Raw genomic sequence first — 9,818 nt, 5'->3', positions numbered from 1 at the left:
TCACACAAACTTCATGAATGAGGAGTAGATCGGCCAAAAAAAATGGCAGCAGCCCGAAGGCTGCTGCCATTTCATTGCCGTGAAGCGAGGCTTACAAAGGACGACCGACAGCGTTGCAGACGCTGGCGTTGTTGATGTCCAGGTTGTTGCCCGAGGTGTTGGTGACGAAGTTGGCAGTCACCGCCGCTTTCCAGTTGGTTGGAACCGGAGTGAAGCTGTGGGCGATGGTGGCAGCGTTGTTGCCCGGGTTGCTGTAGTGGGTGGTCAGGAAGGCTTTGACATCAGCGGCTACGGTTGCGTCCTTGTAGCACTGGCCGAAGATGAAGTTGGTGTAAGCCACGATCGGGTAACCGCTGGCCGGGTTAGGAACGACCGGTACCCACTGCGAAGGGTTCGAAGGGGTGGTTGGCAGAGCAGCCGAACCCAGTGCCAGCGAAACGTTGGCGGTGGTTGGCTGTACGCCGTTGACGCGAGCAACCACTGCGTTGCTGGCGGCGTTCACACCGTCCGGACCGACGTAACCGATGGAGCCGTCAACAGCGTTGACCTGAGTGGCCACGTCAGCAGTACCGGCAACGCCTACCCAGTTCGAAGGCAGGGTCGAACCGGCTGGCAGACGAGCGCTGGTGAACGTGGAGTTGGTGGCGAATTGGGTCGGGCAGATCGAGTTCAGGTGACGGGTCAGGATTTCCGAAGTACCGCTGGAAACGTTGCGATATACAACACGGATCGGGGTGGTGTCGGCAGTGCCCAGCAGAGCGCCCCAGGTGGTTTTGGCGCCGGAGAAGGCATCGCACAGCTGAGTGCTGGTCAGGTTCAGCGCGGTCTGACCGGATTTTTTGTAAGGGATGGCAACCGAAGTGGCCACCGATGGCAGCTGGATCAGCGGGCCGTACGAAGCACCGAAGTTGGCGTTGTAGGTGCTGATTTCCGAAGCGCTGAGGATCGAGTCGCTACCGGCGAAGTGAACCGAACCGGTGGTGCTGAACAGCGCCGAGTTGTTGGTCAGGAACGCAGTCTTGCCGGTGCCGCTACCGGTACCGACGTAGCTGAAGTTGGCTGGCAGGATGCTGTTGCTAGAGCCTTTGTACAGAGCGGCAGGCAGAGTCGCGCCACCACCGGTTACGTTGGCAGCCATGGCCTGGGCGGAAGCCAGGGCAGCGACGGTCAGGGAAGCTGCGATCAGAGTGCGCTTGAACATGAAGAATCTCCTTTTCAACTGGGTTGGGAACACAGGTTTTTCAGGGTGCTTGCATGACACTGGGAAGACTCACCTGGCGCTGGCCCGGGTGAAGTCGCATTGAGAAATTCGCACCTTGCGGTGACAGATAAAGGAAAAAACCTCGGGAGCTGAACGGTGTTTTCAGCGGGGTTTTCTCGGGTGTTTGCGCGGGTCGGCGGAGTGCCTGGATCAGGGGTTTGGCTGAATCGGGCTGGAGGCGTTGGCGGGTGGTTGCAGATGACAGAAAGGAGAACCCGAGGATGGGGGAAATGAGGGTCGGGTGATGGTCAGAGGCGGTATAAAAGTTTTGCAGATTCTTTGCCTGAGCCGACCTCATCGCGAGCAGGCTCACTCCTACAGGGGAACGCATTTCAAATGTAGGAGTGAGCCTGCTCGCGATAAGGCCCTATGAAACAGCATCACTACTGGACCAGTTGGTTGATCTCAATGATCGGCAACAACACCGCCATCACAATCACCAGCACCACCCCGCCCATCACTACAATCATCAGCGGCTCTAGCAACGCGGTCATGCCCATCGCCCGCCGTTCGATATCGCGCGACAGGGTCTGCGCAGCCCGTTCAAGCATCGGTGGCAGCGCACCGGTTTTCTCGCCACTGGCGATCAGGTGAATCAGCACCGGCGGAAACACGTTCTCCACCCGCAGCGCCGCCGCCAGGTTCACGCCTTCGCGGACCTTGGCCGTGGCGTCGCTGACACTCAGGCTCAAGCGGTCGTTGGACAGTGTCTGCCGCGCCGCCTCCAGTGCGCGCAACAACGGCACCCCGGCGCCGCCGAGAATCGCCAGCGTCGAGGCGAAACGCGCGGTGTTCAAACCGAGGATGAAACGCCCGAAAAGCGGCAACTTCAGCACCCGATGATGCCAACTCAGGCGCGCCGCCGGGTTGCGCAGATACAGGCGCCAGCTCCAGAAACTTGCAGCCATAATCCCTGCGCACAGCCAGCCCCAACTGCGGATGAAATCACTGGCGTTTAGCATCGCCAGGGTTAATCCAGGCAAGTCCTGCCGCGCCTGGGAAAACGCACTGACCACCTGCGGCACCACATAACTCAGCAGGAAAATCACGATACCAATCGACACCAGCCCGACCACGCCCGGATAGATAAACGCGGTGAGAATCTTGCCGCGCAGGTTGTTGCGTTCCTCGATGTAATCGGCCAGCCGCTCCATGACCTGCGCCAGATCACCGGACTCTTCCCCCGCAGCGATCAACGCGCGGTAGATCTCGGGGAAATCCCGTGGTCGTGCGGCCAGTGATTCGGCCAGGCGCATGCCGCTGCGCACGTCGGCGCGCACGGCGCTGAGGGTGTGGGCGATGTGTTTTTTCTCGGCCTGCTCCACCGTCGCGCTCAACGCGGCTTCCAACGGCAGGCTGGCGCCGAGCAGACTCGCCAGTTGCCGCGTGGCCCAGGCCAGATCGTTGTCCGAGAGCTTGGCGCTGAACAATCCGCCACCGCCATGACTGGCGACGTTGCTTTCCTTGTGCACCGACAACGCGGTCAGGCCACGGCTGCGCAACACGCCGAACGCGGCGGTTTGACTCTCGGCTTCCAGATGCCCGGATTCGATCTTGCCGGTGGCGTCGGCGGCTTCAAAACGATAGCGATTCATCAGGCGTCCCGGGTCACACGGAGGATTTCTTCCGGGGCGGTGGCGCCGCTGCGAATCCAGCGCTCACCGTCCTCACGCAGGCTGAACATCCCGGCCTTGCTCGCCGCCGCACGCAAGGCCTGCTCCCCTGCCCCTTGGTGAATCAGGGTGCGGATGTCGTCGTCGATGCAGAACAATTCGTGAATGCCGGTGCGGCCGCTGTAGCCGGTGTGATTGCACGCCGCGCAGCCGACCGGTCGCCACGTCCCCGGTGTCGCCGGGTCTTCCTGTTTGCACTGATTGCACAGGCGTCGCACCAAGCGTTGCGCGAGTACGCCGAGCATCGACGAGGCCAGCAGAAACGGTTCGACGCCCATGTCGATCAAGCGGTTGACCGCCGACACCGCGTCGTTGGTGTGCAGCGTCGCCAGCACCAGGTGCCCGGTCAGCGAAGCCTGCACGGCGATTTGTGCGGTTTCCAGATCGCGGATCTCGCCGATCATGATGATGTCCGGGTCCTGGCGCAGGATCGCCCGCAACGCCAGCGCGAAGGTCATGTCGATCTTGGCGTTGACCTGGATCTGGCTGATCCCCGGCAGGTCGTATTCCACCGGGTCTTCCACGGTGAGGATGTTGCTGGTGCTGGCATCGAGGCGCGCCAGTGCGGCATAGAGGCTGGTGGTCTTGCCGCTACCGGTCGGTCCGGTGACCAGCACGATGCCGTGGGGCTGGCGGATCAGCTGATCGAGTTTGGCCAGCACTTGCGCGTCCATGCCAAGGGTTTCGAGGTGCAGGCGCCCGGCCTGTTTGTCGAGCAAGCGCATCACCACTCGCTCGCCATGCCCGGTGGGCACGGTGGATACACGAATATCAATAGGCCGCCCGGCCACACGCAAAGCGATGCGACCGTCCTGCGGCAGACGTTTTTCGGCAATATCGAGCTGGGCCATAATTTTGATCCGCGACACCAGCGCGCCGTGCAGCGCCTTGCGCGGCGACACAACGTCGCGCAGGGTGCCGTCGACCCGGTAGCGCACCACCGAATGGGTTTCGAACGGCTCGATGTGAATGTCGCTGGCCTCGTCGCGCGCGGCTTGGGTGAGCAAGGCGTTGATCATGCGAATCACCGGCGCGCCGTCCTGGGTGTCGAGCAGGTCGGTGATTTCCGGCATGTCCTGCATCAGGCGATCGAGATCGACTTCGTTCTCCGCCGCACCAACCACCGCCGCCGCGCTGCCGGTGTCGGCGTAGGCCGTGGCGAGCAGGCCATCGAGTTCATCGTCGCGCACGCGCTGCACCGAGGTCGCGCCGAACTGGCGCCGTACCTCGCTGATCGACCAGCCCGGCGTCGATGGGCACACGGTCAGCACCCCGTCGCACAGCAGAATGCGCTGGGCCTTGGCCCACGCGTAGGGCAACGCACTCATCTCATGCCCTCCCCAATCCCTGTGGCAGCACCGACAGATCCGGGGTTGTCCCCGACTTCCGTGGCGAGGGAGCTTGCTCCCGCTCGGGGGCGAAGCACCCGTAAATCCGGCCTGCAAGGTGTATCTGGCAGAATGAGGTAGCCAGTTTTGGGTCTGCTGCGCAGCCCAGCGGGAGCAAGCTCCCTCGCCACAGTCATCATGCTGTGCAAAAGCGTGTGCTTCCCAATCCCTGGGACAATGCGATCCCCTGTAGGAGCTGCCGCAGGCTGCGATCTTTTGCTTTTAAAGATCAAAAGATCGCAGCCTTCGGCAGCTCCTACAGGTGCGGTATTGTCCCCGACTTCCGTGGCGAGGGAGCTTGCTCCCGCTCGGGGGCGAAGCACCCGTAAATCCGGCATGCAGGGTGTATCTGGAAGAATGGGGTCGCCGGTTTTGGGTCTGCTGCGCAGCCCAGCGGGAGCAAGCTCCCTCGCCACAGGGGTGCACTTTAGATTGAGGACCGGCTTCAAAAGCGTGTGCTCCCTTCAATTGGCACCGCTTTGATGGTTGCGCGTGGGCCTGATGTGGGCGCCACGGCCGGCACACCTTGCGCCGCCGCCGGCAACTGCGGTGCCTGCATGTCCGGCATCGCCCAGCTGCGTTCCGGTTGCAGCCCGCCCTGGGCGCGGCGCATGAAGTCGTAGCGGTTGAGGGTGATGCTGCGCCCTGCATCGCTGTCGCGGATGATGTACGGGCGCAGGAACACCATCAGGTTGGTCTTGCTGATCGCCCGGCGTTCATTGCGAAACAGCGCGCCGATCCCGGGAAGGGTCGACAGCCATGGCACCGCATTATTGCTCTGGCTGTAGCCATCCTGCAGCAAGCCGCCGAGCACCATGATCTGGCCGTCGTCGAGCAAGATGCTGGTGTCGATCGCACGTTTGTTGGTGACGATGCCCGCCGCTCTCGCGCTGGTGGATGCGCGTTCGTCGATGCTGCTGACTTCCTGATAGATATCCAGCTTGACCGTGCCGCCCTCGGAAATCTGCGGCCGCACGTTGAGCTTCAAGCCCACCTCTTCGCGGGTCACGGTCTGGAACGGGTTGTTGCTGGTGCCACCGCCGCCGGTGACGTAGCTGCCGCTGACAAACGGGATGGTCTGGCCGACAAAAATGCTCGCCGCCTCGTTGTCCAGGGTCAGCAGATTCGGCGTCGACAGCACGTTGGTGCCGCCCTTGCTCTTTAACGCCCGAGCCAACACTTTCAGGTCGAGAATCTTGCCGATGCCGGGGATGTCCACCGTGCCGTTGACGTAGCCGAGGTTCAAACCCTGCGGCAGCACATCGAGGCTGGTCTTGCCGCTGAGATTGATCCCGGAACCGCCAAGATTCGCCCCACCGATCACGCCGTTGCCACCCAGGTTGCCGGTCTGCCACTGCACGCCGAACTCACTGGCATCGTCCTCGCCGACTTCGACGATCAGGCTTTCGATCACCACTTGCGCACGGCGTTGGTCGAGCAGGTCGATGACCTCGCGCAGGTTGCGGTACAGCGGCTCCGGCGCGGAAATCAGCAAGGTGTTGGTGGTGGCGTCGGCCTGAATCGTCACCCCGCCAGCGCTGAACGCAACGTTCTGCTCACTGGCCTGATTACCGCCGCTGCCGGTCGAACTGCTGCCCTGCGCATAACTGCCGCCCGTGCTGCCATTGCTGGAGGTCGTCGAGGTTGTGCCGCTGGTTTGCGTGCCGCTCTGCGCGCTCGACCCCGCATTGTTACCGTTGCTGCCCATCGCACTGAGCACCGAGCGCGCGCTGTCGCTGGTGCCGCTGTCACTCTCGCCGGTGAGCAGGCCGCGCAGGGCCTGCGCCAGTTTCGCCGCCTGCGCGTTACGCAAATAAACCACGTGCAGGTTGCTTGGGTTGCTCTGCGCGTTGTCGAGTTTGTAGATCAGGTTGCGCGCCAGCTCGGTGCGCTCGGGGCTGCCGGCGCGGATGATGATGGTGTTGGAGCGCGGGTCACCGATCACGGCGATTTTCTGCGTCGGATCGTTGCCCGGCGCGTCGAGCAAATCGGCGACCATCGGCGCGATGTCGGCAGCGATGCCGTTCTGGATCTGCACCACATCGGTGTCGATCGCACTCGGGCTGTCGATGGTCTGGATCAACTGCGCAACGCGGGTCAGGTTCTCGGCGTAATCGGTGACGACGATGGTGTTGTTGCCCGGGTAGGCGTTGATCGGGTTGTTCGGCGAGACGATCGGGCGCAACACCGGAATCAGGTTCACCGCATTCTCGTATTGCAGGCGAAAGGTGCGCGTGAGCATGCCGTTGCCGGCCGGTTTGTCGGCGCTGTAGATCGGCCCGCCGAGCAGTTTCGCATCAGCCTCCGGCACCACCTGGGCGACGCCACCGACATCGACCACGCTGAAGCCCTGCATGCGCAACGCCGCCAGCAACATGTCGTAAGCCTGCCGCGCCGGCACCTGACCTTCCGAGACCAGCGTCAACGAACCCTTCACCCGAGGATCGACCAGAAACTGCTGACCGGTCGAACGCGACAGCGCACGCACCACCGCTTGAATATCGGCATCGACAAAATTCAGCGTCACCGGCTGATCGCCCAATGGGTTGCTCGGCAAGGCGATGCCCGAGGACGCTGAACCGCTGCGCGCACGCTGGCTGATGTTGTGCAATGGCTTGGGCGCAGGTCGCGCCTGAGCCTGTGCGCGCTCGCGGTCGAGCACCGCATCGCCGCTGCGCTGGGTGTTGGCCAGCGGCCGGCCGAGTTCGCTGTCCACCAGCAACGGCGGCTGGTTCGGCGGCGTGGTGGTGTTGCTGCACGCGCTCAATGCCATCAGCAGCATCGGCAACGCCATGCGCGCCGGTTTGGATCCTGACCCCTTCATGAAGCTTCCTTAGCGCCCAGCGCCTGATCCATGCGAACGGTGCCTGACAATGTGCCGGCAGTGACCTCGGTCGAAGCGGTGTCTGCGCGTTGCAAACGGGCCTCGACCACTTGCAGAGAAAGTTGTGCCGGGGTGCTCAGCAGCCAGTCGAGCACCGCGTCGGCCGGCGCCGCATCGAAACTCAACTGCCACGCGCCGCCCGCCCCGGCTTGCAATTGACAGTGCCCGGCCAGACCGCTGGCCTGCAGGGTCTGCTGCAGCGACTGCTCAATGTTCTGCCCGTCCGGGCGCACGCGGACCTCGCGCAACAGCACTTCAAGGGCTTCGGTCTGCGCGCGCAACTTCGGGGTTTCGCCTTGCCAATAGCTGATTTTTTTCAGCGGCGGCTGAATCAGTGCGACCCACACCAACAGCGAAAGAAGCACCACCGCCATGCCGCCGACCAGGCGTTTTTCACGCAGCGCCAACGCGTGCCAGCGCACCTGAAGCTGCGCGCTGAAACGCTGCCCACGCGCGCGATACACCAACAGCGTTGCCTTATTCATCTTCCGCTCCGCTGTCGTCAGCGCTTTCGTCGGTGGGGGTTACGTCATCGCTCGGTTGCAGCAGCCAGCCGTCATCATTGGCCGTCGCACGGATCCCGGCCTGCGCCAGCGTGCCTTGCCAGTCCTGGTCATTGCCGCTGCGCCGGGCGTCGGCCAGCAGACTCAGCTGCAAGGTGTCGTCGACAAACGTCAGGCGCTCGACACTGCCAGCCATGAACGGCATGCCGCTGCCGGCCTGCAACACCAGCCGATTGAACGCCTGCGTCGGATCCTCTGCCGCGCCCTTCTGCCGCGCCGCCAATTGCTGGCGGGCCTGTTGCAGTGGATTGAGGATCACCGGCAACTCGGGGAACGCCTGCTTCACCCGCTGATTCATCTGCGCCTTGAGCTGCTGACCCTGACTGGCCTCGCGAGCGGCATACAGGTTCAAGCCGATCACCCACACCGCCACCGCCAATGCACAAAGCCCCAGCGCCCGGCCCCAGCCGCGATGCTCAGTGCCCTGCTGTTGCACCGCGCCGTGCAGACCCCAACCGGGCAACGGCCCGGTCCAGCGCTGCGCCTCGGCCATCGGCAGTTCGGCGCCCGGCGGCGGTGCCGCGCCGATCCAGTGCAACGGCGTGCCGCACGCCAGCAGACCCTCGCCGAGATCCTCGTCGAACAGCGGCTGCACCTGCGCCGCTTGCACGCTTTCGCGCAGCAACAGATGACCGTCCTGCCGACACGCCACCGTGCCCGGCAGCACCGGCAGGCTGTACGCCGCCGGGTACAGACCGCGCAGGTTCAGCCCGGCCTGCTTGAGCATCTGCCCCAGTTGCAGCAACGGTTGTCGCGGCGCCCAGGCAATCTGCACCCGCCCCGCCGCATCCCGTGGGCTGTGAGCGATGTGCATGTCGTGGCTGTCGCCGAGCATCAACGCCTGCGCCGCGCATTGCACCGCCGCGGCGGTCTTGTTCGCCGCTAACGGTGGCAGCTCGATACTCGCCAGCAGGCTGTCCGCCGGGTGCAGAAAAGCGCTCAGCGGTGGCTGCTTCGGTAACTGGCCCAGTTGCGCAACGGTCAGGCGCTGCTCCCGACTGACCTGACCCTGACGGTCCAGCCATGCACAGTCCAATTCACTGTCGAGGCTCAATTGCGCCAATGGCGGCAAACTCACACGCAACTGGCTCATGCGCCCACCCGCGACCAGATCACTTGCGGCAGACGATCTTCGCTGCGGTGCAACAACGCGTCGAGACTGACCCGACGCTGCTCGCGACGCGCCTCGCCGCGCAGACGAAACCAGTCACTGGTGATGCCGACCTTGACGCTGGTCAGCTCCAGATTCGGCATGCGCAAACGGTTGACGAAATCGCCGCGATTGATGAACCAGCGCCCGGCGTCACGCTCATTGATCAGGGCCTGCGCGCGCTCCAGCGACAACCCCGGCACATACGCCGCCAGCACCGGCGCGGTGGCCGTATTACCGTTGAGCCAGGTGGTCGCCGGAATCACCGTCAGGTACGGCGCCAGTTTGCCAATGACCGCATCATTCACGCCCTCGACGCTGCGCAGATCATCGACACTGCGCAGCATCGGCAACTTCGGATTCTGTGGCTTGCGCGAAGCATTCGGCGAAGTGGCGCGGCCACTGTCAAAGCCGTTTTTGCTCGCGGTGTTTTCGACAATCTGCGGATTCAACAGATACGGATAAGAGCCGATCACCCGCTGACTGATGCGCTGACTCAATCCAGCGCTGATGCCAATCAACTCGCACAGCCGCTGAAACGCCTGCACCTGCGCCTCATCGACGCGCTCATTCGCCACCAGATTGCGCAGGTTGAACTTGCCCTGCTCATCCTCCAGCCGGCCCTCGAAACCTTGCGCATGCAAGCGCTGCGCCCACGGCTGATCGAGGCGAGTCAACGGATCACGCTGCCGCGCATCCCACAGCAATTGCCGGCTGATCTCCAGGCCACCGTGCAACAACCAGCGCCCCTGCACGCGCTGCTGATCCGCCTCCAGCGCGCGGGTGGAAACGCTCTGCCGGGTCAACATCCCCGCCGCAATCACCGCGACCACCGCCGCAATCAACAGCGCACTGATGATCGCCATCCCCTGCTGGTTCGATTGGCTGTTCATCACCGG

Annotated in this window: 7 protein-coding genes; all 7 read right to left on the bottom strand. The window is 63.5% G+C overall.

Going from position 1 to position 9,818, the window contains the following annotated elements; genetic code table 11:
• Positions 1 to 91: 91 nt before the first annotated feature.
• Positions 92 to 1,201: a substrate-binding domain-containing protein gene (locus HBN98_RS22665; RefSeq protein ID WP_083368909.1), complete on the bottom strand. Its 1,110-nt coding sequence runs from the start codon at positions 1,199 to 1,201 to the stop codon at positions 92 to 94.
• 443 nt (positions 1,202 to 1,644) lie between these two features.
• Entirely contained in the window at positions 1,645 to 2,856 is a 1,212-nt protein-coding gene (gspF, locus tag HBN98_RS22660; RefSeq protein WP_083368908.1) for a type II secretion system inner membrane protein GspF, read from the bottom strand.
• On the bottom strand, positions 2,856 to 4,262 hold the full coding sequence (gene gspE, locus HBN98_RS22655) for a type II secretion system ATPase GspE (protein WP_083368907.1): 1,407 nt from the start codon (positions 4,260 to 4,262) through the stop codon (positions 2,856 to 2,858). Before gspE ends, gspF begins: the two co-directional genes overlap by 1 nt.
• 505 nt (positions 4,263 to 4,767) lie before the next feature.
• Complete coding sequence (gene gspD, locus HBN98_RS22650; protein WP_083368906.1) at positions 4,768 to 7,146, bottom strand: type II secretion system secretin GspD; 2,379 nt, start codon at positions 7,144 to 7,146, stop codon at positions 4,768 to 4,770.
• Positions 7,143 to 7,691 carry a type II secretion system protein GspM gene (gspM, locus tag HBN98_RS22645; RefSeq protein ID WP_083368905.1) on the bottom strand — a complete coding sequence of 183 codons (549 nt, stop codon included), beginning with the start codon at positions 7,689 to 7,691 and terminating at the stop codon, positions 7,143 to 7,145. The genes gspD and gspM overlap by 4 nt, the downstream gene beginning before the upstream one ends.
• The gene (gene gspL / locus HBN98_RS22640) at positions 7,684 to 8,862 is read right to left on the bottom strand and encodes a type II secretion system protein GspL (RefSeq protein ID WP_083368904.1); all 1,179 of its coding nucleotides are present in this window, start codon (positions 8,860 to 8,862) and stop codon (positions 7,684 to 7,686) included. Before gspL ends, gspM begins: the two co-directional genes overlap by 8 nt.
• Positions 8,859 to 9,812 carry a type II secretion system minor pseudopilin GspK gene (gspK, locus tag HBN98_RS22635; protein ID WP_083368903.1) on the bottom strand — a complete coding sequence of 318 codons (954 nt, stop codon included), beginning with the start codon at positions 9,810 to 9,812 and terminating at the stop codon, positions 8,859 to 8,861. The genes gspL and gspK overlap by 4 nt, the downstream gene beginning before the upstream one ends.
• Positions 9,813 to 9,818 lie beyond the last annotated feature (6 nt).

The sequence above is a fragment of the Pseudomonas koreensis genome, assembly GCF_012986595.1.
Lineage (GTDB): Bacteria > Pseudomonadota > Gammaproteobacteria > Pseudomonadales > Pseudomonadaceae > Aquipseudomonas > Aquipseudomonas koreensis.
This window is presented reverse-complemented; position numbering and strand designations above follow the sequence as displayed.